This is a genomic window from Pseudomonas sp. EA_65y_Pfl1_P113, from assembly GCF_963970525.1.
GTDB classification, from domain to species: Bacteria; Pseudomonadota; Gammaproteobacteria; order Pseudomonadales; family Pseudomonadaceae; genus Aquipseudomonas; species Aquipseudomonas tritici.
Genome location: NZ_CAXAQM010000002.1, coordinates 236,214 through 260,417, shown reverse-complemented (window position 1 = coordinate 260,417; position 24,204 = coordinate 236,214). Strand labels below are relative to the sequence as shown.

At 58.0% G+C, this 24,204-nt stretch carries 24 protein-coding genes; 15 read left to right on the top strand and 9 right to left on the bottom strand.

The window, feature by feature from the left end:
- Positions 1-11 precede the first annotated feature (11 nt).
- Complete coding sequence (locus AACY52_RS03290) at positions 12-716, bottom strand: SDR family oxidoreductase (protein WP_339427513.1); 705 nt, start codon at positions 714-716, stop codon at positions 12-14.
- Positions 717-816: 100 nt separating this feature from the next.
- On the opposite strand from AACY52_RS03290, the gene AACY52_RS03285 reads away from it, so the two are divergent.
- The 3 genes from AACY52_RS03285 (at position 817) to rarD (ending at position 3,906) form a co-directional block, all read left to right on the top strand.
- A complete protein-coding gene (locus tag AACY52_RS03285) occupies positions 817-1,719 on the top strand; it encodes a LysR family transcriptional regulator (protein ID WP_339416263.1) in 903 nt (300 codons plus the stop codon).
- 80 nt (positions 1,720-1,799) lie between these two features.
- Complete coding sequence (locus tag AACY52_RS03280) at positions 1,800-2,810, top strand: aldo/keto reductase (RefSeq protein ID WP_339416262.1); 1,011 nt, start codon at positions 1,800-1,802, stop codon at positions 2,808-2,810.
- 214 nt (positions 2,811-3,024) lie between these two features.
- Positions 3,025-3,906 carry an EamA family transporter RarD gene (gene rarD, locus AACY52_RS03275; RefSeq protein WP_339416261.1) on the top strand — a complete coding sequence of 294 codons (882 nt, stop codon included), beginning with the start codon at positions 3,025-3,027 and terminating at the stop codon, positions 3,904-3,906.
- Between the two features lie 60 nt (positions 3,907-3,966).
- Here rarD and hppD read toward each other — a convergent pair whose 3' ends face one another.
- Both hppD and AACY52_RS03265 read right to left on the bottom strand, forming a co-directional pair.
- Entirely contained in the window at positions 3,967-5,043 is a 1,077-nt protein-coding gene (hppD, locus tag AACY52_RS03270) for a 4-hydroxyphenylpyruvate dioxygenase (protein ID WP_339560240.1), read from the bottom strand.
- A 245-nt stretch (positions 5,044-5,288) separates the two neighbouring features.
- Complete coding sequence (locus AACY52_RS03265) at positions 5,289-6,182, bottom strand: DMT family transporter (RefSeq protein ID WP_339416259.1); 894 nt, start codon at positions 6,180-6,182, stop codon at positions 5,289-5,291.
- A 107-nt stretch (positions 6,183-6,289) separates the two neighbouring features.
- Between AACY52_RS03265 and AACY52_RS03260 the strand changes: the two genes are divergently transcribed.
- The 3 genes from AACY52_RS03260 to AACY52_RS03250 all read left to right on the top strand — a co-directional run bounded on the left by AACY52_RS03260 (position 6,290) and on the right by AACY52_RS03250 (position 9,363).
- Positions 6,290-7,159 carry a LysR family transcriptional regulator gene (locus AACY52_RS03260; protein WP_339427514.1) on the top strand — a complete coding sequence of 290 codons (870 nt, stop codon included), beginning with the start codon at positions 6,290-6,292 and terminating at the stop codon, positions 7,157-7,159.
- 98 nt (positions 7,160-7,257) lie between these two features.
- On the top strand, positions 7,258-8,799 hold the full coding sequence (locus tag AACY52_RS03255) for an EAL domain-containing protein (protein WP_339439031.1): 1,542 nt from the start codon (positions 7,258-7,260) through the stop codon (positions 8,797-8,799).
- A gap of 198 nt (positions 8,800-8,997) precedes the next feature.
- Positions 8,998-9,363, top strand: coding sequence for a histone-like nucleoid-structuring protein, MvaT/MvaU family (locus tag AACY52_RS03250; RefSeq protein WP_339416256.1), 366 nt, complete (start codon positions 8,998-9,000; stop codon positions 9,361-9,363).
- A gap of 113 nt (positions 9,364-9,476) precedes the next feature.
- Here AACY52_RS03250 and AACY52_RS03245 read toward each other — a convergent pair whose 3' ends face one another.
- A complete protein-coding gene (locus tag AACY52_RS03245) occupies positions 9,477-10,013 on the bottom strand; it encodes a DUF4946 domain-containing protein (protein WP_339416255.1) in 537 nt (178 codons plus the stop codon).
- 195 nt (positions 10,014-10,208) lie between these two features.
- Between AACY52_RS03245 and gloA the strand changes: the two genes are divergently transcribed.
- Positions 10,209-10,730 carry a lactoylglutathione lyase gene (gene gloA, locus AACY52_RS03240; RefSeq protein WP_339416254.1) on the top strand — a complete coding sequence of 174 codons (522 nt, stop codon included), beginning with the start codon at positions 10,209-10,211 and terminating at the stop codon, positions 10,728-10,730.
- Positions 10,731-10,781: 51 nt separating this feature from the next.
- Here gloA and ahpF read toward each other — a convergent pair whose 3' ends face one another.
- The 3 genes from ahpF to AACY52_RS03225 form a co-directional block, all read right to left on the bottom strand.
- Positions 10,782-12,347 (bottom strand): alkyl hydroperoxide reductase subunit F, encoded by a 1,566-nt coding sequence (ahpF, locus tag AACY52_RS03235; protein WP_339416253.1) that lies wholly within the window; start codon positions 12,345-12,347, stop codon positions 10,782-10,784.
- Positions 12,348-12,470: 123 nt separating this feature from the next.
- Positions 12,471-13,034 carry an alkyl hydroperoxide reductase subunit C gene (gene ahpC / locus AACY52_RS03230; protein WP_339416252.1) on the bottom strand — a complete coding sequence of 188 codons (564 nt, stop codon included), beginning with the start codon at positions 13,032-13,034 and terminating at the stop codon, positions 12,471-12,473.
- Positions 13,035-13,178: 144 nt separating this feature from the next.
- Positions 13,179-14,111: a tyrosine-type recombinase/integrase gene (locus tag AACY52_RS03225; RefSeq protein ID WP_339416250.1), complete on the bottom strand. Its 933-nt coding sequence runs from the start codon at positions 14,109-14,111 to the stop codon at positions 13,179-13,181.
- Positions 14,112-14,281: 170 nt separating this feature from the next.
- Here AACY52_RS03225 and AACY52_RS03220 point away from each other — a divergent pair, with 170 nt between their 5' ends.
- Positions 14,282-15,289: a DNA-binding protein gene (locus AACY52_RS03220; protein ID WP_339416249.1), complete on the top strand. Its 1,008-nt coding sequence runs from the start codon at positions 14,282-14,284 to the stop codon at positions 15,287-15,289.
- On the opposite strand, the gene gorA is transcribed toward AACY52_RS03220, so the two are convergent.
- Both gorA and galU read right to left on the bottom strand, forming a co-directional pair.
- Positions 15,290-16,648, bottom strand: a complete 1,359-nt coding sequence (gene gorA / locus AACY52_RS03215; protein ID WP_339560239.1) for a glutathione-disulfide reductase — start codon at positions 16,646-16,648, stop codon at positions 15,290-15,292. It abuts the gene before it with no gap.
- 105 nt (positions 16,649-16,753) lie between these two features.
- Entirely contained in the window at positions 16,754-17,593 is an 840-nt protein-coding gene (galU, locus tag AACY52_RS03210) for a UTP--glucose-1-phosphate uridylyltransferase GalU (protein ID WP_046068218.1), read from the bottom strand.
- A gap of 307 nt (positions 17,594-17,900) precedes the next feature.
- Here galU and AACY52_RS03205 point away from each other — a divergent pair, with 307 nt between their 5' ends.
- The 7 genes from AACY52_RS03205 (at position 17,901) to AACY52_RS03175 (ending at position 24,198) form a co-directional block, all read left to right on the top strand.
- Positions 17,901-18,086 carry a hypothetical protein gene (locus AACY52_RS03205; RefSeq protein WP_049713265.1) on the top strand — a complete coding sequence of 62 codons (186 nt, stop codon included), beginning with the start codon at positions 17,901-17,903 and terminating at the stop codon, positions 18,084-18,086.
- A 515-nt stretch (positions 18,087-18,601) separates the two neighbouring features.
- Complete coding sequence (locus tag AACY52_RS03200; protein ID WP_339427609.1) at positions 18,602-19,111, top strand: fimbrial protein; 510 nt, start codon at positions 18,602-18,604, stop codon at positions 19,109-19,111.
- A 49-nt stretch (positions 19,112-19,160) separates the two neighbouring features.
- Positions 19,161-19,721: a fimbrial protein gene (locus AACY52_RS03195; RefSeq protein ID WP_339416247.1), complete on the top strand. Its 561-nt coding sequence runs from the start codon at positions 19,161-19,163 to the stop codon at positions 19,719-19,721.
- A gap of 19 nt (positions 19,722-19,740) precedes the next feature.
- On the top strand, positions 19,741-22,344 hold the full coding sequence (locus AACY52_RS03190) for an outer membrane usher protein (RefSeq protein ID WP_339436372.1): 2,604 nt from the start codon (positions 19,741-19,743) through the stop codon (positions 22,342-22,344).
- Positions 22,341-23,099, top strand: a complete 759-nt coding sequence (locus AACY52_RS03185; protein ID WP_339427516.1) for a fimbria/pilus periplasmic chaperone — start codon at positions 22,341-22,343, stop codon at positions 23,097-23,099. Before AACY52_RS03190 ends, AACY52_RS03185 begins: the two co-directional genes overlap by 4 nt.
- Positions 23,100-23,120: 21 nt before the next feature.
- The gene (locus tag AACY52_RS03180; RefSeq protein ID WP_339416243.1) at positions 23,121-23,693 is read left to right on the top strand and encodes a fimbrial protein; all 573 of its coding nucleotides are present in this window, start codon (positions 23,121-23,123) and stop codon (positions 23,691-23,693) included.
- 10 nt (positions 23,694-23,703) lie between these two features.
- Positions 23,704-24,198, top strand: a complete 495-nt coding sequence (locus AACY52_RS03175) for a fimbrial protein (RefSeq protein ID WP_339436373.1) — start codon at positions 23,704-23,706, stop codon at positions 24,196-24,198.
- Positions 24,199-24,204 lie beyond the last annotated feature (6 nt).

Genomic DNA, 24,204 nt, shown 5'->3' with positions numbered 1-24,204 from the left:
TGGTCCGGCGTTCACAGCTGGCCGCCGCCGTCGATGTCGATGACGGCGCCGGTCAGAAAGCCGTTTTCCATGGCCAATACATACCCCGCCGCCACTTCTTCCGCCTGCCCTACCCGACCGACCGGCAACCCACCGCCCGCCTTGGCAAACATGGCCAGACGCTGGTCTTCAGCCAACCCTGCATACGCTGGCGTATCAATCACCCCGGGGCTGATCACATTGACCCGACGCGGTGCCAATTCCTTGGCCAATTGCTTGCCCAGCGCTTCGGTCGCGGCGTTGATGCCGACCTTGATGAACTGTCCAGGCACCCGTTTTCGACCCAACTGCCCGGAGGTCAGGCAGATGCTGGCGTGTTCGTCGAGAAACGGCAGTGCCTGCTGGATAGCCCGCAGCGAGCCCCACAGCTTCACGTTGAAGTTGTCCTGAGCCTCGAGCAAGTCAGTTTCGAGCAAGGTCCTGGCGCGTACGCTCGGCCCGGAGGTATAGACCAGGTGATCAAAGCGCCCCACGCTTTCGAACAAGCGTTGCAGCGACGCCGTGTCGGTGACGTCCACCGGTTCGCTGCGCAGGCCGTTTTCGATGCCGGACGCCAAGCGGCGCCCGGCGACTACCACCTGTGCACCACGCGCGGCGGCGGCCTTGGCGACTGCCGCGCCAATACCGCTGCTGCCGCCGATGACGATGACGGTTTTGCCGTTTAAGGAAGAAGCCATGGGGAAGATTCCTGATTAAAAAGTGAGCGTTCATCTTCCCAGCTTGGCAATCAGCGAAAAATCCCGGTAAAACGACAAGATCTTTAAAGGATGTTTACAAATGAGCTCGACCCTTGACCTTGAAGTCTTCGTGCGCACCGCTGACACCGGCAGCCTGTCTGCCGCGGCACGAAGCTTGGGCTTGACTCCAGCGGCAGCGAGCATCGCCCTCAAGCGCCTGGAAACCCGGTTGGGCATCCGGTTGCTGGCGCGCTCCACGCGGAGCATGCGGCTGACCGAGGAAGGCCGGCGCTACCTCGAAAGCGTGCGCGTGGCGCTGGAAGCACTGGCTGAGGGCGAACAGGCCATCAGGCAGCAGGGCCACAGCCTCAGCGGTCTGCTGCAATTGGCGGCGCCGTCGGATTTCGGGCGCAATGTGCTGTTGGGCTGGCTGGATGAGTTCAAGCTCGAACACCCCACTATCCGCCTGCAATTGCTGCTCAACGACAGCAATGCCGACCTGTTCCGCGACACCGTGGACATTGCCTTGCGTTTTGGCGTACCCCGAGACTCCAGCCTCGTGGCACTGCCAGTGGTGCCCGATCACCACCGCATCCCCTGTGCCAGCCCGGATTACCTGGCACGCCACGGCACGCCCCGAACACCAGCCGATCTGGCGCAACACAACACGTTGCGCTATATGCGTCAGGGCCGGGCCAACAGTACCTGGTACTTTCGCCAGGGCGCGCTGCTTCAGGAGGTCGAGGTCACGGGCGATTACTTGAGCGATGACGGCGAAATCGTCCGGCGCTGGGCGTTGGCCGGTCACGGCATCGCCTACAAAGCCAATCTGGATATTGCCCGCGACATCAAAGCCGGTCGGCTGGTGCCCTTGCTGCCTGATTGGCAAGGCGAACCGACGCCGTTCAACCTGATGTGCCCCCACCGCCTGCAAGTATCGGAACGGGTGAAGGTACTGCATCGTTTTTTACATGTGCGTTGTCAGGCCTTGCTGAGCACATGAAGAAACGCGGAGAGGGCTTGTCGCAGAGCCTTTGAGTCTGGTATTGCAAGGGGCACGTTTCCCGCCTTGAGGAGTCACCCATGATTTACCGCACATTGGGCCAATCCGGTTTAAAGGTCAGCGCCTTGACCCTGGGCACCATGATGTTTGGCGAACAGACCAACACCGAAGACTCGCTGCGCATCATCGACAAGGCCTGGGACCAGGGCATCAATTTTATTGACACGGCCGACGTCTACACGGGCGGACGCTCCGAGGAAATCGTCGGCGACGCTATCACCCGGCAACGTCAAGACTGGATCGTGGCGTCCAAAGTCGGGTTCGGCCCGCCGGACGGCCTTCCCAACCGCAGCGGCCTGAGTCGCAAGCACATTTTCAACGCACTGGAAGCCAGCCTCACGCGCCTGGACACTGATTACCTCGACATCTATTACCTGCACCGCGAGGACCACAACACGCCGCTGGACGTGACGGTGTCGGCGATTGGCGACCTGATCCGCCAGGGCAAGGTCCGTTACTGGGGCTTGTCCAACTATCGGGGCTGGCGCATTGCCGAAGTGATTCGCATGGCCGAACGCCTGGGCGTAAACAAACCCGTGATCAGCCAGCCGCTGTACAACATCGTCAACCGCCAGGCCGAAGTCGAGCAGATCACCGCCGCGGCGGCCTACGGTTTGGGCGTGGTGCCTTATAGCCCACTGGCGCGGGGCGTGCTCAGCGGCAAATATGCCCCGGACGTGGCCCCCGAGGTCGGCAGCCGCGCGGCGCGCCAGGACAAACGCATCCTGGAAACAGAATGGCGCTCGGAGTCACTGCGCATCGCCCAGCAGATCCAGCAATACACCCAAGGGCGCGGCGTCGGGATTATCGAGTTCGCAATTGCCTGGGTGTTGAACAACTCGGCGGTGAGTTCGGCGATTGTCGGGCCACGCACCGAGGCGCAGTGGGATGCCTACATAGGCGCCCTGGATGTGAAGATCACGGCGGAAGATGAAGCGTTCATTGATTCGCTGGTGACGCCGGGGCATGCGTCGACACCGGGGTTCAACGATGTGGGGCATTTTGTTTCGGGCCGCGTGGCACGCGCCTAGGCTTTTGTGGTGAACACAAGATCAAATGTGGGGGCTCGACAGCTCCCACATTTCACCTGCTTCGCGCGCAAGATCGGGCTCAATTTATGGACCGCCGCGAGAAATTTTCCTGAAAACCGCCCCAAAACAGAGCAACCCTCTCCCGCCAAAAGCACCATAATCTCCCTCCTGAAATCCCCCCCTCTTGTGTATCAATGGTTTTCGCGAGGACAGTGTGTCTAAAGGTGTTGTGTTATCGGTCTTGGCCTCGGTGTTGTTTGCCGTGATGTATTACTTCACATCATTGCTGACCCCCTTGAGCGGCCTGGAAATTTTCGGCTGGCGCATGTTGCTCACCGTGCCCTGCATGACGGTATTCATGATCGTCAGCGGCGAATGGCGACGGGTGTGGGAGTTGGTGCGGATGTTGGCGGACCGGCCGCGCTTGATTGCCGGTGTGTTGGTGTCTTCGGCCTTGCTGGGCGTGCAGTTGTGGCTGTTCATGTGGGCGCCATTGAACGGGCGCAGCCTGGATGTGTCGGTGGGTTACTTCCTGTTGCCACTCACCATGGTGCTGACCGGCCGCCTGGTGTGGGGCGAACAGCTTTCGTACTTGCAGCGGGTCGCGGTATTTTTTGCAGGCCTTGGGGTGCTCAACGAGTTGTACCAGGCCGGTGGTTTCTCTTGGGCAACGTTGGTGGTGGTCATCGGCTACCCGGTGTACTTCGTCGTGCGCAAATACCTTAAGACCGATCATCTGGGTGGGCTCTGGCTGGATATGGCGCTGATGCTGCCGGTTGCCTGGTGGTTTGTGCAGAGTGGCGAGCAAGGTTTTGCGGTGTTGGATGCCTACCCGAAGCTGTACGCGTTGATTCCACTGCTGGGGCTGATCAGTGCGTCGGCGCTGGTGAGCTACATCATCGCCAGTCGTTTGCTGGCGTTCAGCCTGTTCGGGCTGCTCAGCTACGTAGAGCCGGTACTGTTGCTCGGTGTGGCGCTGATCTTGGGCGAAGGGATCAAGGGCGGCGAATGGCTGACCTACATTCCGATCTGGCTGGCGGTGATGGTGCTGGTGTTTGAAGGGTTCAAGCACTTGGTACGTCATCGCGGAGCCTGATTGGCAGGCAATAAAAAGCCCGGCCGAGGCTGTCCTGTCCTCGGCCGGGCTTTTTTACACTTAGTCGGCGGTCAACACACCACGGCGTACTTGGTCGCGCTCGATCGACTCGAACAACGCCTTGAAGTTGCCCTCGCCAAATCCATCGTCGCCCTTGCGCTGGATGAATTCGAAGAACACCGGGCCCATCAGGGTTTCCGAGAAAATCTGCAGCAGCAGGCGCTTATCGCCCTCAACCGAAGAACCATCGAGCAGGATGCCGCGTGCTTGCAGTCGATCCACTGGCTCGCCGTGGTTCGGCAAGCGGCCTTCAAGCATTTCGTAGTAAGTGTCCGGCGGCGCGGTCATGAAGCGCATGCCGATCTTCTTCAATGCGTCCCAGGTCTTGACCAGGTCTTCAGAGAGGAACGCCACGTGCTGGATGCCTTCGCCATTGAACTGCATCAGGAACTCTTCTATCTGCCCGGCCCCCTTGGACGACTCTTCGTTCAGCGGGATGCGGATCATGCCGTCCGGCGCGCTCATGGCCTTGGAGGTCAGGCCGGTGTATTCGCCCTTGATGTCGAAGTAGCGCGCTTCACGGAAATTGAACAGTTTCTCGTAGAAGTTGGCCCAGTAGGCCATGCGCCCGCGATAAACGTTGTGGGTCAGGTGGTCGATGACCTTGAGACCGGCGCCTTGCGGGTTACGCTCAACACCTTCGAGAAACACAAAGTCGATGTCATAGATCGAGCTGCCTTCGCCGAAACGGTCGATGAGGTACAGCGGCGCACCGCCAATGCCTTTGATCGCCGGCAGGTTCAATTCCATCGGGCCGGTTTCGATATGAATCGGCTGCGCCCCCAGCTCAAGCGCGCGGTTATAGGCCTGTTGCGAGTCCTTGACGCGGAACGCCATGCCGCACACCGACGGGCCGTGCTCGGCCGCAAAGTACGAGGCAATGCTGTTGGGTTCGTTGTTGAGGATCAGGTTGATCTCGCCCTGGCGGTACAGGTGCACGTTCTTGGAACGGTGGGTCGCGACTTTGCTGAAGCCCATGATCTCGAAGATCGGCTCCAAGGTGCCTGGCGTCGGCGACGCGAATTCGATGAATTCAAAGCCCATCAGGCCCATTGGGTTTTCGTATAGATCTGCCATGATTTGGCGCCTCATCATTCTTGTTTAGTGACGGTTTCAATTGCCAGCAAGGATGAGAGGCACGGGCGGCGCACAGGAGAGGCCTCGCACACTGCGGGCGAGGAAATCACCGAAGATGAGGGGGGAGCCGAGTAGCTTCATGGTGTCATCAGTCTCTGACGGCCGAGGCTTGCGTGAGCGCAAGTCATATTCTTGTATGCGTAAATCGATTCTACACAGCGTAACCGTATTTGTCCGTACTCTTATCAAATCCCCAACGCCCTGGCACGTGCAAGGGGTTTATTGCACAGATAGATGCCGAGCAGGATCACCGTGCCACCGGCCAGCATCGGCGCAGTCAATGGCTCGCCCAGCAGCAAAGCGCCAGAGATCACGGCTGTTAGCGGGTTAAGCGCGATAAATACGCCGGAACGTGTCGCGCCGATTTGGCGGATGCCTTCGTAATAGCCGATATAGGCCAGCGCTGAACCCAGCACGCCCAGGTACGCCAGGCTCAGTACTTGCGGGGCATGCAGGCTGCCAATCGCCTCGACCGAGAAGCGGCCCATGATCAGCGTGCTCGCGGTGAGCATCAGGGTGCCCCACAGTATCGACCAAGTCACCGTCTGTAGCGGCCCGAGGCTCTGGTTCAATCCACGGGAAAACAGCGAGTAGACGCCCCACCCCACTACGCACCCGAAGATCAGCAAATCCCCGCGCCAAGTGTTGTTCGCTTCGCCCAGCACGTGAGGATTGCGACTGACGATGACCAGGGCGGCGCCCGTCAGGCATAACGCGATACCCAGGATTTTGCGGGTGTTCAGGCGATCCTTGAATAACCACCAGGACGCCAGGCCGATCACCGCCGGGTTCAACGCGACGATCAATGAAGCTCGCGACGCATTGATGTAGTGCAACCCGTAGAAGAAACACACGTTGTAGAAAAAGATACCGAAAAAACCCAGCATCACCAGTTGTCCCATCTGCCTTGGGCTTGGACGGGCCAATGGGATGCGCGCAAATCCCATGAACGCCAGCAATGCCAGGCTGGCCAGCAGAAACCGCAGGCTGGCCGCCAGTAGAGGGTCGACCGCCGCGCCCAGGTAGCGACCGGCCACGAAGGTACCGCCCCAAATCATGGTGACGGCAGCGAGCTTCATATAAGTGATGCGATCCGGGGGTAAATGCACAGGCTGAGGCTCTAATGGCTTGAGGGTTGGCCCATTCTTCTGGTAATACATAATCATCGTAAAATGAGTAATTACTCATGACCCTGACCCAACTCGAAATATTCTCCCAGGTGGCCGAGCTGCAAGGCTTTACCAGCGCGGCCCACCGACTGGGTATCAGCCAGTCGGCGGTATCCCATGCAATCAAGGGCCTGGAACAGGAACTCGGTGTGGCGTTGTTCAGACGTCACCAGGCTCAGGTGGAACTCAGTGATATTGGCGCGCAATTGCTCGGACGCGCCCGGGCAATGCTTGGCCTGGCGAACACCTTGCAACAGGAAGCGGCGGATGCGCGGGGCATGAAACGCGGGACGCTGCGCATCGGTTCCTTTGGACCGACGGCCTCAAATCACCTGTTGCCGAAGATCCTCAGCCAGTTCCGCCTGGCGTACCCAGGCATTGAAGTGCATGTGGACGAAGGGCCGGACAGGCAGGTTATCCAATGGCTCGACGAGCGCCGTATCGATATTGGCTTTGTGGTGCTGGAACAGGAACGCTTTGATACCTTCGCCCTGTTCGAGGACCAGATGGTTGCGCTGCTGCCCGCCGACCATCATCTGGCCGCGTGCGAACAGGTTAGCCTCAAGGACTTGTGCAACGAACCGTTCGCCCTGACTGAGGCCGGCTCCACTGAAATGGTGGTGCGGCTGTTCAACGAGGCGCGGCTGACGCCAAACGTGCGCTATCGCTGCTCACAGTTGCTGAGCACGCTGGAAACCGTCAGCCGGGGTGAGGCCGTGAGCGTGGTGGCACAAGCCTCCTTGCCGGCGGGGAGCGACCAGCGTTATGTGCAGTGCGCGCTGTCACCGCGTGTGCCACGCCACGTGGGCCTGGCGGTACTGGACCGGCGCCAGTCTTCCCCCGCAACCCTCGCCTTTATCCGCATTGCCCAAGGCCTGGAACTGTAGCGCTGGCTACTGGCCAAATGGCTAGGCACCACGAGCTTATTTGGGCCAAGCCAACTATCATCGACTGAATCTGACCCAGGCAACAGGCCGTTCACTTCATGCCCCTGACCGTTAACGGCCCGCGAAAACGCGCCACGCGTTACTTGATCACGTCCTTGAGTGCCTTGCTGCCGATTGCACTCGGGGTGGTCATCCTGCACTGGCAAGCCGAACGCACCCTGCAGCAAAGCACCGCCCAGACAGCCCAGGAAGCCCTGCGCCAATTCGACTTGATGCTCGATAACACCGCACTCGCCGCCCAGGCCTTGCTGCCTTTGGCGGGGCAACCTTGTGACAGCAGTGCGCAGTTGGCCCTGCGCGAACAGGTCACGCGTCGGCCGTTTGTGCGCGCGACCACCTTGTCCTGGCAGAAAAATATCTATTGCAGCTCGCTGTTTGGCGATAAATACCCGTCACCGGTCAATCCGGATGACTACGTCGACGGCCGCTTATGGCTGATGAATGGCAACCCGGTGACGCCGAATACCGCTCTACTGGTTTACCGGTTGGTCGACGGCGACAAGGCCGCTTTTGCGTCGATTGATGGCTATCACCTGACCAACGCTCTGCGCTTGATCAGCCGTTACGCCTACCTGGTCCTGCAAGTTGGCCCGAATTGGCTAGGGGCTGATGGCAAGGTGCATAACACCGCCATACCCTTTTTTGCGGTGGCGCATCATGAGTTGGTATCCGATCGCTATCACTACCGCGTCACCGCTGGCATGCCGAAAGGTGAAGTGTGGCGGTACATGCAGGCCCGGTATGCGGCCTTGTTCAGCCTGGTGGTGTTCTTTGGCGTGCTGGCGGGCGCACTGGCGCATTGGCTGCAAAAGCGCTCTTCAGCGCCGACCCAGGAACTGCAACGGGCGCTGGGCGCCAATGAATTCATTCCGTATTTCCAGCCAGTGGTGCGCGGTGATACGCGCGCGTGGGCCGGCTGCGAAGTGTTGATGCGCTGGCAACACCCTAAGGAAGGCCTGGTGCGTCCTGACCTGTTCATCCCCCTGGCCGAGCATTCGGGCCTGATCGTGCCGATGACCCGCGCCCTGTTGCGCCAGACCGCCGCGCAATTGGCGCCGCACGCCGCGCGCTTCAGCCCTGGCTTTCATATCGGCGTAAATATCACCTCACGCCATTGCCAGGACCTGGCGCTGGTGGATGACTGTCGGGAGTTTCTCGCCGCGTTCCCCGTGGGCCAGGTAACGCTGGTGCTAGAACTGACCGAACGTGAGTTGATCGAGCCCAGCGATATCACTCGGCGCTTGTTCGACGCGCTGCATGAACTGGGCGTGATGATTGCCATCGACGACTTTGGCACCGGTCATTCCAGCCTGGGTTACTTGCGCAACTTCAATGTGGACTACTTGAAGATCGACCAGAGTTTTGTCGCCATGATCGGCGCCGATGCACTATCACGGCATATTCTGGACAGCATCATAGAACTGTCTGGCAAGCTCGACTTGGGCATCGTTGCAGAGGGTGTGGAAACCGCTGAACAGCGTGATTATCTAGCCACTCAAGGTGTGGATTTCCTGCAGGGCTATCTGTTCGGAAGGCCTTTGCCCTGCGATGAATTTATTAAATCCCTGGCCAGCCATTGAATAACCACACACGCGACGCACTGAAATAATGTTATTTAGACAAAAGACATGATTTACTCGCAGCGGATTAACTACTACAATTTTTCCTGCCTGTGCAGAACTCGCAGGACGACTTCTTTCTTGGGTCGCCTTAAAGCGCTTGGCTTATAGCTTTGTCTGCAGTTGATATCAGCCAACAACATTATTGGAGTACAGATTTTGTCCAGACTCGCCGAATTTCGCGCAGCAGAAAAAGCCCTTCAAGAGCAGCTTGCCCAGCTGGAATCCCTGAAGAACGACGCCGGCCTGAAGAAAGAAATCGAATTCGAAGAAAAGCTTCAAGCCCTGATGAAGAGCTATGGCAAAGGCCTGCGCGACATCATTTCCATCCTTGATCCAAACCCTGGCAAGTCCAGCGCTGCTGCCGCTACCGCACCAAAACAGCGCCGTGCACGCGTGGTCAAGGTTTACCAGAACCCACACACCGGTGAGCTGATCGAAACCAAAGGCGGTAACCACCGTGGCCTCAAGGCCTGGAAAGAACAGTACGGCGCCACCACTGTAGATGCCTGGCTGCGCGGCTGATCACACCGCACTAACAAAGAGCCCCGCTTAGGCGGGGCCTTTTTTATTTCAGCGGTTCGAAACCGAACTTAAATAACGTTTCATCATGTTCATGATCGATGGGCACTACATACTTAAAGTTTCAGGCTATCGCGCACCGAACTGACTTCGTCCTTGCTTGCTTCGTATGCTTCGGCCTGCCCCGCGTATGAAAAAACATACGCCTTATCGGCATCAACCGCGCCGACCAATGTTTGCGAAAGCACGTGACGCCCGTTTTCGGTTATCACACAAGTAGTTTCCAGCGCTTCCAGACGGCTCAATGTTGTAGGGCGCATCTTGCTGCATACACTTTGATAACCGCCCTTGGCAAAATCTTTCTGAATCGACTTGCGCATCTCCAGCAGCACACCTTGAAGATTAACATTGTGCCCCGCTTCAATCGGCGTGCCGGTCAACTCCATGACCATCAAGGTCGCGCCATTTTCATCGTTCTTGATCGCCCGTTGCCGAGAGACAGGCCGAGGTTTACCGGGCGTGTCGCCATCGTGCGTCACCTCTTCGATTTGCCAGCCGCTGGGCCAATGGACCTCAGGGCCGGCCGCCAGTACGAAAGGACTGCCCAACAGCAAACACACAGCGCTCAACAACGGTTTACGAAGTTCGATCATTGCGAAAAACACCCAAGGTTCAAGCGCCAAAGTTTGAGCCCCAGCCCCACTGGTCGCAAGGCCTGCGTGGCCTTTTTCATTTGGCGCGCGGCGCAGGCCTTGCGTATCATGGCCTGGCTGCACGGATGCCAGCCGCAAGCCAAGGACCTGCTCACATCTTAGAGCCGCGTTTGCCCCATTTTTTCTGGAGGGCCCATGAGCCTGCACGAACTGAACACTTTCCCGGGCGTCACTGCCCAACCTGACACCGCCACCACGAACTTTGTGTTCAACCACACCATGCTGCGGGTCAAGGACATCACCAAGTCGCTGGACTTCTACACGCGCGTCCTGGGCTTTTCGCTGGTTGAGAAACGCGACTTCCCGGAAGCCGAGTTCAGCCTGTATTTCCTGGCCCTGGTGGACAAATCCCAGATCCCGGCCGACGCTGCCGAACGTACCCAGTGGATGAAGTCGATCCCAGGTATCCTGGAGCTGACTCACAACCACGGCACCGAAAACGACGCCGACTTCGCCTACCACAACGGCAACACCGACCCGCGTGGCTTTGGCCACATCTGCATCTCGGTACCGGATATCGTCGCGGCCTGTGAGCGTTTCGAAGCTCTGGGCTGTGACTTCCAGAAGCGCCTGAGCGATGGCCGCATGAAAAGCCTAGCGTTCATCAAGGACCCTGATGCGTACTGGGTTGAGATCATTCAGCCAGCACCGATGTAAACGAAAAAACCCCATGATCGCTCATGGGGTTTTTCATTTTCGGGCTGGAATTTACGCTGGCGCAGAGGTACGAATCAGGTGATCGAAAGCACTCAGCGAAGCTTTGGCGCCCTCGCCCACTGCGATCACGATCTGCTTGTAGGGCACAGTCGTTACGTCGCCGGCAGCAAACACACCTGGCAATGAAGTCTCGCCACGCGCATCGACGATGATCTCACCGCGGGGCGTCAGCTCCACGGTGCCTTTGAGCCAGTCGGTGTTGGGCAGCAAACCGATCTGTACGAAGATGCCTTCAAGGTCGATAGTCTTGAACTCGCCGCTGTCGCGATCCTTGTACGCCAAACCGGTGACTTTCTGACCATCGCCTTTCACTTCACTGGTCAGTGCACTGGTGATCACGTCAACGTTCGGCAGGCTGTAAAGCTTGCGCTGCAATACAGCGTCGGCGCGCAACTTGCTGTCGAACTCAAGCAAGGTCACGTGGCTGACGATCCCGGCCAGGTCGATGGCCGCTTCAACGCCGGAGTTACCGCCGCCGATCACTGCCACACGTTTGCCCTTGAACAACGGACCATCGCAGTGCGGGCAGAAACACACGCCTTTAGCCTTGTATTCCTGCTCACCCGGCACACCCATTTCGCGCCAGCGAGCACCGGTGGCCAGGATCACGGTTTTGGACTTGAGGGTCGCACCGCTTTCGAAGCGAATCTCATGCAACTCACCGGCGTTTTTCGCAGGGATCAGGCTGCTGGCACGCTGCAGGTTCATGATGTCCACGTCGTACTGACGGACATGGGCTTCCAGGGCACTGGCCAGTTTCGGGCCTTCGGTTTCCTGTACCGAGATAAAGTTCTCGATGGACATGGTGTCCAGCACCTGCCCACCAAAACGCTCAGCCGCCACGCCGGTACGAATGCCTTTACGTGCGGCGTAGATCGCAGCCGCAGAGCCGGCCGGGCCACCGCCGACAACAAGGACGTCAAAGGCGTCTTTGGCGCTGATTTTCTCGGCGGCTTTTTCCATACCGCTGGTGTCGAGCTTGGCGAGAATCTCTTCCAGGCCCATGCGGCCCTGGCCGAAGTTCACACCATTGAGGTACACGCTCGGCACTGCCATGACCTGGCGTTCGTCGACCTCAGCCTGGAACAACGCGCCGTCGATGGCGACGTGGCGGATGTTCGGGTTAAGCACAGCCATCAGGTTCAGCGCCTGGACCACGTCCGGGCAGTTCTGGCACGACAGCGAGAAGTAAGTCTCGAAGCTGAACTCGCCTTTAAGGGCGCGAATCTGTTCAATCACTTCGACACTGGCCTTCGACGGGTGACCACCGACTTGCAGCAGGGCCAACACCAACGAAGTGAATTCATGGCCCATGGGGATACCGGCGAAACGCAGGCTGATCTCGGCACCCGGGCGGTTGATGGAGAACGAAGGCTTACGCGCATCATCGCCATCGGTTTTCAGGGTAATCAGCGTAGTGAGGCTGACGACGTCCTGCAGAAGAGCAAGCATTTCCTGGGATTTCGCGCCGTCGTCGAGGGAGGCAACGATCTCGATCGGCTGGGTAACCCGCTCCAGGTATGACTTCAACTGAGCTTTAAGATTGGCGTCCAACATACGGGCGATTTCCTTGAATTCTGGGTATAAAAAAACGCCCGAGCGAATCTCGCCCGGGCGTTTTTGAGGGCGGTTGCAGCTTACTGGGTAGGTGCGGAATACCGCCCTTGATGCTTCACAGACTTAGATCTTGCCGACCAGGTCCAGGGACGGAGCCAGAGTGGCCTCGCCTTCTTGCCACTTGGCTGGGCACACTTCGCCTGGGTGGGCAGCCACGTACTGAGCGGCTTTGATTTTGCGCAGCAGCTCGGAAGCATCACGGCCAACACCACCGTCGTTCAGTTCAACGATCTTGATCTGACCTTCTGGGTTGATCACGAACGTACCGCGGTCTGCCAGGCCAGCTTCTTCGATCAGTACGTCGAAGTTGCGGGAGATGGTCAGGGTTGGGTCGCCGATCATGGTGTACTGGATTTTGCCGATGGCTGGCGAAGTGTTGTGCCAGGCAGCATGGGCAAAGTGGGTGTCGGTGGAAACGCTGTAGATCTCAACGCCCAGCTTTTGGAATTCGGCGTAGTTGTCAGCCAGGTCTTCCAGTTCGGTTGGGCAAACGAAGGTGAAGTCGGCTGGGTAGAAGAACACAACGGACCATTTGTCTTTCAGGTCAGCGTCGGTCACTTCGACGAAGTTGCCGTTTTTGTAGGCGGTCGCTTTGAACGGTTTTACTTGGCTGTTGATGATAGGCATCGTTGACTCTCCGTCAGGTTTGTAAAAGGGCTTAGTAAGTTGATGAAGTGAATCCTACCGACTCTCTCTGACGATGGCTCATTGGCAAACCTCATGCTGACGATTGGTTTTCCCTATCAGGTGGCTGTATTAATAGAAGAAATCTCAAAGCAGCGGTTGCGTCGCCAAGGCCATGCCAAGAAAGGGCGTCGCTTCAACATAGCGCATGGCAGATTTCATGTCGCTCCAGCCGACGTAACTCATCAACGACTTCAAATCCCAACCACTGCGATGCGCCCACGTGGCAAAGCCTCGGCGTAATGAGTGGCTGGTGTATTGCTCGGCGGGAATGCCGGCGCGCTCCAGCGCCTGGCGCAACAATGGAATCACGCTATTGGGGTGCAACCCCTCCGCCCCCAGGTTGCCCCAGCGATCAATGCCGCGAAACACCGGGCCACGGACCAGGGCCGAGGCGCTGAGCCATTCACTGTAGGCTTGCACTGGGCACAAACGCAGCAGCGCCGGGGTGTGATAGGTCTTGCCAAGGTTGTCGCGGTCGCTTTTGCTGCGCGGTAGATAAAGGCTAATGCCAGCACCGGGTGTGGCCTGCACATGCTCGATATCGAGGCGACACAGCTCATCGCTGCGAAAGCCACGCCAGAAACCCAACAGAATCAGCGCAGTGTCGCGCTTGGCACGCAGCAACCGGGGCTGATCCTGTGCCTGGGCTGCCTCTTTCGCGTCGACCTCAAGAGATGCAACCACCTGTTCCAAATGCTTGAGCTGCAACGGCTCGGCTTGTTTCTCCTGCGCCGGGTGCACGGCACGAATGCCCTTGAGCACCTTGCGCACTACTGGCGCTTTAGTTGGGTCGGCAAACCCCTGGCTCGTATGCCATTGCGCCAATGCCGACAGGCGCAGCTTCAAGGTGTTGACGGCCAACACGCCTGCGTGAGCGACCAGGTAACGCGCCACGCTGTCGCTGGTCGCAGGCAGGAACCCGCCCCAACTCACCTCAAAGTGCTCGATAGCGGCGCGATAACTGCGTCGCGTGTTGTCGCGGGTGGCGGCGTTGAGATAACGATCGAGATCGCTCATAGAAGGCCTATTCGTACTGCTGACAGGTGGATTCGCGGTTAAAAAGCTAATGACACGGGATAATACGCCAATATCCCATCTGTTAACTCATGATTTTCAACACGTTTTAATGCATGATATAGTACGTAAATACATACTACGTACCACAGTACTAAATCGACGGAGACCCCATGGCTCGCGGCGGCATCAATAAAGCAGTAGTTCAAACAGCACGCCTGGCGCTCCTCGCCCGCGGCGAAAACCCCAGCATCGACGCCGTACGCATCGAAATGGGCAACACGGGCTCTAAAACCACGATTCATCGGTATTTAAAGGAGTTGGACGAAAGCGAAACCCGCCTCACCATCACCGAAGCGCCGATAGACGACGAGCTTGGCGAACTGGTGGCGCGGCTCGCTCAACGCCTGAAGGAGAAAGCCCAGGAGCCTATCGACCTGGCCCTTGTGCAATTCGAGCAGCAGAAAGCCGCCCTACTCGCCCAGATCGAAGCCCTCGAGGAGGCTCACACCCAACGCAAGCAACAATTCGATATCCAATCCGCGGCCCTGGCAGAAGAAAGCGCAGCGCTGCAAACGGCCAGCACCAGCCTGCAGGCGGAGCAAACCCGTAACGCCGGGCTGAGCCAGGCGTGCAGCGATTACGCGCTACGGATTAACGACAAGGACGAACAGATTCGCTCACTGGAAGAAAAGCACCTGCACGCCCGCGATGCGCTGGAGCACTACCGCAATGCGATCAAGGAACAGCGCGAACAGGAACAGCGCCGTCACGAAGGGCAGCTACAACAGGTGCAAGCCGAATTGCGCCAGGCCCAGCAGAGCGCGATGGTGCGTCAGGATGAGATCACCCAGTTGCATCGCGACAATGAGCGGTTGTTGATCGAACATCGCGTAACCGCGAAGGACCTGGCTGCGCTGCAGGAGCAATTGCGAAAAGATCAGGCCCAGCAGCTCAAGCTGAGCGAACAGGTAAGCCTGATTGAAAGCGAGCGCACCCTGCTTCAGGAGCGCCTGCGGGTTGCCGTGCTGGAGAGCCAGTCACGCCAGGAAGCGCTGACCGAACACAAGCACGCCAACAACACCTTGGAACTGGACCTGATCAAGGCTCAGGCAAGCATTGAGGCGTTGCGCCTGGCCGCCGCCATTGCAGCGGCGCCAGAGGCAACACCCGACGCTTGATCAGCTCGCCACAGGCGTGCGCATGGTGACGAACTCTTCCGCCGCCGTGGGATGCACGCCGATGGTCTCATCGAAATGTTGCTTGGTCGCGCCCGCCTTGAGCGCAATCGCAAGCCCCTGGACGATCTCGCCAGCATCCGGGCCGACCATGTGACAACCCAGTACCTTGTCGGTGTCGGCGTCGACCACTAACTTCATCAGGGTCTTTTCCTGACATTCGGTCAGGGTCAACTTCATCGGCCGGAAACGGCTTTCGAAGACCTGCACCTTATGGCCCTTCTCTTTCGCTTCTTCTTCGCTCAGGCCGACCGTGCCGATATTTGGCAGGCTGAATACCGCGGTCGGGATCATCGCGTAATCAACCAAGCGATATTGCTCAGGCTTGAACAGACGGCGCGCCACGGCCATGCCTTCGGCGAGGGCAACCGGTGTCAGTTGCACGCGCCCGATCACGTCGCCGATGGCCAGGATCGAGGCTTCGGCGGTCTGGTACAGATCATCCACTTCAACGAAACCGCGCATGTCGAGTTTGACTCCTGTGTTCTCCAGCCCCAGATTGTCCAGCATCGGACGGCGACCCGTGGCGTAAAACACGCAATCAGCCTCCAGCACGCGACCGTCCTTCAACGTGGCTTTGAGGCTGCCATCCGGCTGTTTGTCGATGCGCGCGATGTCGGCATTGAATTGCAGGTCCAGGCCGCGCTTGGTCAACTCTTCCTTCAGGTGCGTGCGCACCGAACCGTCGAAGCCGCGCAGGAACAGGTCACCGCGATACAGTAACGAGGTCTGGGCGCCCAGTCCGTGGAAAATCCCGGCGAATTCAACCGCGATATAACCGCCGCCAACCACCAGCACGCGCTTGGGCAACGCCTTGAGGAAGAACGCCTCATTGGAGCCAATCGCGTGCTCATGCCCTGGAATCTCAGGAATCTGCGGCCAGCCACCGGTGGCGATCAGAATATGTTTGGCGGTAAAGCGCTCACCGTTGATTTCCACCTGATGCGGATCAACCAAGCGTGCATGCCCCTCATGCAGGGTCACGCCGCTGTTGACCAGCAGGTTTCGGTAGATGTCATTCAGACGGTTGATCTCACGGTCTTTATTGGCGATCAGGGTCGCCCAATCAAAGTTCGCCTCCCCCAAGGACCAGCCAAACCCGCTGGCCTGCTCGAAATCTTTGGCAAAATGTGCCCCGTACACCAACAGTTTTTTCGGCACGCAGCCGACGTTGACGCAGGTACCACCCAGGTAGCGGCTTTCCGCCACGGCCACCTTGGCACCAAAACCAGCGGCAAACCGCGCTGCGCGAACACCGCCGGAACCGGCGCCAATTACATACAGGTCAAAATCGTAGGCCATTTCACTCTCCTCGGCAGAACATCAGCATACCGACTTAGATGGGGCTGAAAAACGAAAAAGCCACCCGAAGGTGGCTTTCTCTTACAACAGGCGGGCTAACGTAGATCAGTAAGCCTTGCCGGTCTTGTAGAAGTGCTCGAAGCAGAAGTTGGTGGCTTCGATGTAGCCTTCAGCACCACCGCAGTCAAAACGCTGGCCTTTGAACTTGTAGGCAATCACGCAACCATCTTTGGCTTGCTTCATCAGGGCGTCAGTGATCTGGATCTCGCCGCCTTTGCCTGGCTCGGTTTCTTCGATCAGTTTGAAGATGTCCGGCGTCAGGATGTAACGACCGATGATCGCCAGGTTGGACGGCGCATCTTCAGGGGCTGGCTTCTCGACCATGTCACGAACGCGGATCAGGCCGTCGCCAATATCGTCACCGGCAATCACGCCGTATTTGTTGGTTTGCGATGGATCGACTTCCATGACCGCAACAATGGTGCAGCGGTATTTCTGGTACAGCTTGACCATCTGGGTCAGCACGCCGTCGCCGTCGAGGTTCACACACAGGTCATCCGCCAGTACCACAGCGAAAGGTTCGTCACCGATCAGTGGGCGGCCGGTCAGGATGGCGTGGCCGAGGCCTTTCATCTGAGTCTGACGGGTGTAGGAGAACGAGCACTCATCCAGCAGTTTGCGAATGCCGACCAGGTATTTCTCTTTGTCGGTGCCTTTGATCTGGTTTTCCAGCTCGTAGCTGATGTCAAAGTGGTCTTCCAGCGCGCGCTTACCACGGCCGGTCACAATGGAGATTTCGTTCAGACCGGCATCCAGTGCCTCTTCGACGCCGTACTGAATCAGTGGCTTGTTCACCACCGGCAGCATCTCTTTGGGCATGGCCTTGGTCGCTGGCAAGAAGCGAGTGCCGTAACCGGCTGCTGGGAACAAGCATTTCTTGATCATATGGGTCCTTACAGAGGGCTGTGCGTACGGAATTCGGCGCAGTCTAATGAGGCCGCAGGCACCTTACAATGGGTCCTGCTGGCGTTGCGATTTCATCATAGAGAAAAAATGTCAGCGTAAGTTCCACTGGTGTTGTGAAGAGCGCCTCCACCGACACAGCAAAAAACGCTTGCACCTCAGAGCTTCTATGGGCTGCATCCTTTTTAGCATGCTTTTGCGATCAGAACACTGACCTAGAATAACTTGCCCGGCCCTGCGACATTTGGCGCTATCATTATGCCCTTGAACCACACCACGAGATTGATAGATGTCAGAACCAAAAGGCGTAAACGGCTACCTGATCACGCAGCGAGCGGACGGTTGGCACCTGATCAATTTCCACGGCGACAGCGTCGCCGGGGCCTTCGCCACCGAAAGCCAAGCGATTGCGGTAGCCGAAGTATTTGTAGATGAAGCGGGTCACGCGTCGAGCAAACGGCCGAAGGGCAAGTAAGTTCCGCTGCGCTGCGCATGAAGCCCCGTTGTACGGGGCTTTTTTGTGGGCGCCACTCTTTGGCGCCAACTTTAATTTCGGTCACGCCGTTACAGGGCGATACGGGACACTGCTGTATTTCGGAAAAATGTAGCCCTATTCTTACAGTCATTACAACAACTGGAAACGCCCACCAAATCAAATGTAGTTTATTTCTTACAGACAATTAGCGTTTTTTGGCAAATTGCCATATCCCTCTTACATATTTCGACATGTCCAGGCTACGCAACCAGGCGACTTAGACGACTTACTTTCTTCACTACAAGCCTGACAATTGCCTGAGTTCAAGCGTGCTCCAGAGAAGCAATACAATTAGTTGGAAAATTAAGTTATTTCCCTGGTTGCAACTGGGTGCGCAACGAGCTGAGTTCCCTGCACGTTCTTTATATAAAAGAAGCGACGGTTCAATCCACGTCTGCCTGCAGGTTTCCTATATGACGTTGTTAACAGATGGGTCTTTGCTGATGAAAGTTGAAATGAAAACTGCGTTGCTGTCTATCGGCTTGCTGGTGGGTTCGATGTCCGCGGTTCAAGCAGCGGATGGAACGGTCACGTTCCTGGGTTCGGTTCACTCGGGGGCCTGCTCCATCAAGCCTGAGTCCGTGGATCAGACAGTTCACCTGGGCGCCATTGCAAAGCATCAATTGCAAACGGGAGGAAAATCCGAGCCGCGTTCTGTATTGATCGAACTTGAAGGCTGCGATCTCACCGGCCTTACCGACAATACGGTGACCACTACCTTCACGGCTGCGCCATCTTCTGTGGTTCCAGGTGCGATCGGCACCATCGGCGGCGCGGGCGGCATAGGCATCATGATGACACACGGCAGCCAACCCATTGAGCTGGGTGTGGCGACGACCCCGCAGGCGATTGTCGCCGGTGACAACACACTCCAGTTCGGTGCCTACGTACAAGGCGCGGCTACGGACCCCATCATTCCGGGTGATTTCAGCGCGGTCACCAACTTCACCTTGGCTTACCAGTAAGTTTCTCCCCCGTCATTCAGGTGGCGGGGGAAGCTGACGGGAGATAACGGTGAAAACACTCATAAACCTCGCATTTACCTCTTCATTGGCAATGCTCATCAGCCCTTACGCGCTCTCGCAGACGCCTGCGCAAGGCGATGGCGTGGTCACGCTGGGCGGTGAAGTCGTTGACTCAGCATGCGGGTTGGAGCTGGCCAGCGCCGACCAGTCCATTGAGATGCCCGCCGAGCCAATCGGGCGGATTTTGCGCAATACGATCGGAGATCCACACCCGTTCCAGTTGCGCCTGGTCAATTGTTCGCTGAGTCGGCCGGACCCACTGCGCCCTGGCGTCAGCCTGCCTGATTGGGAACATCTGCGGGTGACGTTTGACGGGGCTCGTGACCGAGAGGGCCGCTCTTTTGCCGCCTCAGGTTTTTCACAAGGGGTCGCTTTTCATATTTGGGATGCGGCGGGCCAGGAAAGTATTCCGGGTGAGCCCATGGCGCTGGTACCGCTGACTGAAGGTGACATGACCCTTCATTACACGGTTCGCCTGGTCGGCAACGGGTTGCAACTTGTGCCAGGGGCTCACAGTGCCGCGGTGCGATTCACGTTGGACTACTTTTGAACATTGATGGGTTGCTTTCATGCTGAATGCGTCGAAGATCAAAAATACCCTCCGCCCAAGCCTGTTTGGCGGGTTGATATCCGTGGCGGGAACTGCATTAGGTGCCGGGGACGTTGAGTTTAATACTGATGTGCTAGACCTCAATGACCGCACCAATATTGACTTGTCTCAGTTTGCCCGCAGCGGTTTTATTCTGCCCGGCACCTATTCAATGGTTGTGCACATAAACAACCAGTCTCTGTCCGAGCAATCGGTAGCATTCTACCCTCCCGACGACGACCCCAAAGGGAGCGAAGCCTGTTTATCTGCCGATCTTGTGGACCAGTTAGGCCTGAAGGAATCCGGCGCCGCCGAACTGACGTGGTGGAAAGGCGGAGCGTGCCTGGATATTCAGAGCCTGCCAGGTATGGAGGTCAGCGCAGACCTGGCCACCGCCACGCTGAACATCAACCTTCCCCAAGCCTACCTTGAGTACAGCGCTATCAATTGGGACCCACCCTCTCGCTGGGATGAAGGGGTGCCCGGCCTGTTGCTTGACTACAACATGACAGCGCAATCGAGTCACCAGAAGAAAGGCAGTGCTCGCAATGACATCAGTGGTAACGGAACACTGGGGGCCAATGCCGGGGCTTGGCGCTTGCGCGCCGATTGGCAGGGCCGTGTGGACCAGGACCGCGAAGTGTCAGCCAGGCGCTCGAGGCTGGAGTGGAGTCGTTACTATGCCTATCGCGCACTCCCTGCACTGAAAGCACGTCTGGTGGTGGGAGAGAACTACCTGTATTCGGACCTGTTCGACAGCTTTCGCTTTACCGGTGCTGCCCTCAACTCGGATGAAAGCCAACTGCCACCCAACTTGCGTGGGTATGCGCCAGAAGTGGTCGGCGTCGCCAAAACCAACGCCAGAGTCATCATCAGCCAGCAAGGACGTGTGCTGTATGAAACGCTGGTCGCCGCAGGCCCTTTTCGGATTCAGGACCTTAACGACGCCGTGTCCGGCAGGCTGGATGTACGGGTGGAAGAGCAGGATGGTTCGGCCCATACCTTCCAGATCGATACAGCAGGCGTGCCCTATCTGACGCGCCCGGGTCACGTTCGCTACAAAATGGCCACTGGGCGGCCCTCCAATCTTCAATACGGCGGCGATGGCGACTTGTTCGGTACGGGCGAGTTCTCGTGGGGTGTCAGCAATGGCTGGTCGCTGTTTGGCGGCGGCATAACGGATAACAACTACCGCGCGTTGTCTGTTGGGATAGGCCGTGATCTGTTGGCATTTGGCGCACTCTCGCTGGATGTTACCCAGGCCCGCGCAAATGTGTGGAATGAGACACTGTCGGGCAAGTCCTACCGTCTTCAATACTCCAAGAACTTTGAACAGTACGACAGCCAGATCACCTTTGCCGGCTACCGGTTCTCTGAGAAGAACTACTTGAGCATGAGTGAATACCTGGACGCGCGCCATTATGGAAAGAACGGCGAGCTTGCGGGGCGCTATCGGTACGATGGCTACACGCAAGACTGGAAACCTATCGGCGGCAGCAAGGCACTTTATACGGCGACCATCAACAAGCAGTTTCGTGATTTAGGCGCCACCGTGTATGCCAGTTACAACAAACAAACCTATTGGGAGCGGCCGCCCACTCAGCGCTGGAACTTATCAGTGTCACGTTATTTTAATGTCGGCACCGTCAAGAACATAAACATGTCCCTGAATATTCACCGCACCCTGGAATACAACTATAAAGATAACGGCGTGGCGCTGACGGTCAGCCTGCCCTTGGGGCGTACTGGCACATTGTCTATGGACGCTAACAGGGCCGCAGGCGATAACCGCTTTGCTACGCGCTACAGCGATCGGCTGGATGAGCGTAACAGCTACCAACTCAGTGCCAGCAACAACGCTGCCAGCGGTTATCTGAGCCATATCGGTGACCAGTCAGACATCGATATCGCTGCCAGCACGCAAGAAGGCAGTTACACCACGCTCAGTGTGTCTGCGCGCGGCGGCGGCACGCTCACGCCTTACGGTGGCGCACTGCATCGGACCAATAGCACGGGCGGCACCCGCCTGATGGTCGATACCGGCGGGGTGCCCGACGTACCTGTGCGGGGTTACGGCACACCGACCCGCAGCAACGCCTTTGGCAAAGCGGTCATTTCCGATATCGGCAGCTATCAACGCATGGCAGCCAGTGTGGATCTGGAGAATTTGCCGCGCACTGTCGAAGCCACTCAATCAGTCACGCAACTGACGCTCACCGAAGGCGCCATCGGCTATCGCTCCCTGTCGGTGATTTCCGGCGAAAAGGCCATGGCTGTCCTGCGCCTGCCAGACGGCAGTTCGCCACCCTTCGGCGCGACAGTGAAAAACCTGAAACAGCAGGACACAGGCATCGTGAATGACGGCGGCAATGTCTATCTGAGCGGCATACAGCCTGGCGCAGAGATGACTGTCAGCTGGGGCGGTTCCGAGCGTTGCATCCTCACGCTTCCCGTCGTCCTGCCCGCTGACAGCTTGACCGATGCCCTGCAATTGGGCTGCCGGACGGTAGCCATTGATCAACCCCTGCCCGAGCCAGATGCACTGACCGGCCAGCGTAACGATACGGAGAACACCCCTTCATGATGCTCAACACGCGCTTCACACAAACCTGCGTGATGCTGGCTCTCGGCTTGAGCCAGAGCGCCTACGCCGCCATCGGGCTGGACCGCACCCGAGTGATTTTTGATGGTGGCAAGGATGCCACCAGCGTGAACATCACCAACAACAACACCCAGTTACCGTATTTGGCGCAAGGCTGGATCGAGGATGAAGCCGGCGAGAAAATCACCACGCCCTTGATCGTGCTACCGCCGGTTCAACGCGTGGAGCCCGGCAAACAAAGCCAGGTGAAAGTTCAGGCATTACCGGCGGCCAAGTCTTTGCCACAGGATCGAGAGACCGTCTACTACTTCAACTTGAGGGAAATTCCGCCGCGCAGCGATAAGTCCAACACCCTGCAAATTGCGCTGCAAACCCGGATTAAATTGTTCTACCGACCGCAAGCCATTGCGCCAAGCCAGCAAGACCTGTCCACACCCTGGCAGGAAAAACTGACCCTGACGCGCGACGGCGAGCACTACCGGGTGAGTAACCCCACGCCTTACTACGTGACCCTGGTGGATGCACGCAGCACCAAGGACGGCAAGACCGCGTCGGGCTTTGAGCCTTTGATGGTCCCGCCCAAAGGCACGCTGACCCTGGGGCCAACCGCCAAGGCGCTCGGCTCTGCCCCCTATTTGGCCTACGTGAACGATTACGGTGGGCGTCCGTTGATAGCCTTCACCTGCAGCGGCGGCACCTGCAAGGTGAACTCGCAAGCATCGACATCAGGTGAGTAGCGCATGCCGTGGGAGAAAGCCATGAAGTCGCACACCGTGAAGGTCCTGAGCGGACTGCTATTGGCCTCTGTGGAAGGCGCACACGCCGAGGATGTCGAGGGCATGAATGGGATGCTGAACATTTCCGGGAGCCTGCACGAAATCCCCTGCGTGCTGGAAATGACCTCCCTCCATCAAACCATCGACCTGGGCGCCGTATCGACCAGTCAACTGCAACGCCCCGGCGATCAAGCCAGGCCCGTGGCATTCCAGTTGCGTTTTACCGATTGCCAACGCACCGCCGGCAGCATCCGCAGCGAACGTACGGGAAACCTGACGTGGAGCGCCTTTCAACCGGTGCTGTCGGTCGCGTTCTATGCGCCCGCCGATGCCGATGACCCACGGCTGGTCAAGGTGCAAGGCATCACTGGCATGGGTTTGCGCTTGACCGATGCCCTGGGGCGGGATGTTCAGTTGGGATCGAGGGGCGAACCTTTGTTTTTGCCACTGGGCGGTAATACCCAGACGTGGACTGTTCAGCCCACACGCACCTCTGCACCGTTGACAAGCGGGGCATTTCGGGCCGTGGTGGATTTCAGGCTCAACTATGAGTAAGGGCGTGATAATGGTTAAGCCTACCGGCCTGCGGGCCATTTTTATCAGTGGCGGCCTGCTGTGGGTTGCCAACCAGGGCGTACAGGCCGAGACCAGCCTGGCGATCCGCGCGGTCATCATTGCGCCTCCACCCTGCGTCATTAACGGCGGCAGTACGCTTGATGTGCCGTTCGGAAACGACCTTCTGACATCCAGGGTCGACGGGATTAATTATCGTCGAGGGGTGCCTTATACCGTTACCTGCAACTCCCCGTTCAGCAATGCGTTGACACTCGAACTGAAAGGCACGGCGGCTGCGTTTGACCATCGCGTGCTGATGACTCGCAAAACGGATCTTGGGGTAAAGCTGTTCGTAAATGGTGCCGACTGGCCACTCAATACAGCGGTGAACTTTACCTATCCGAACTTTCCGGTGGTGCAGGCGGTGCCCGTCAAGCGGGCTGGCAGCGAGCTCACGGGAGGCGCCTTTGATGCGGCCGCCACCTTGGTGGTCGATTATCAATGAAGAGGA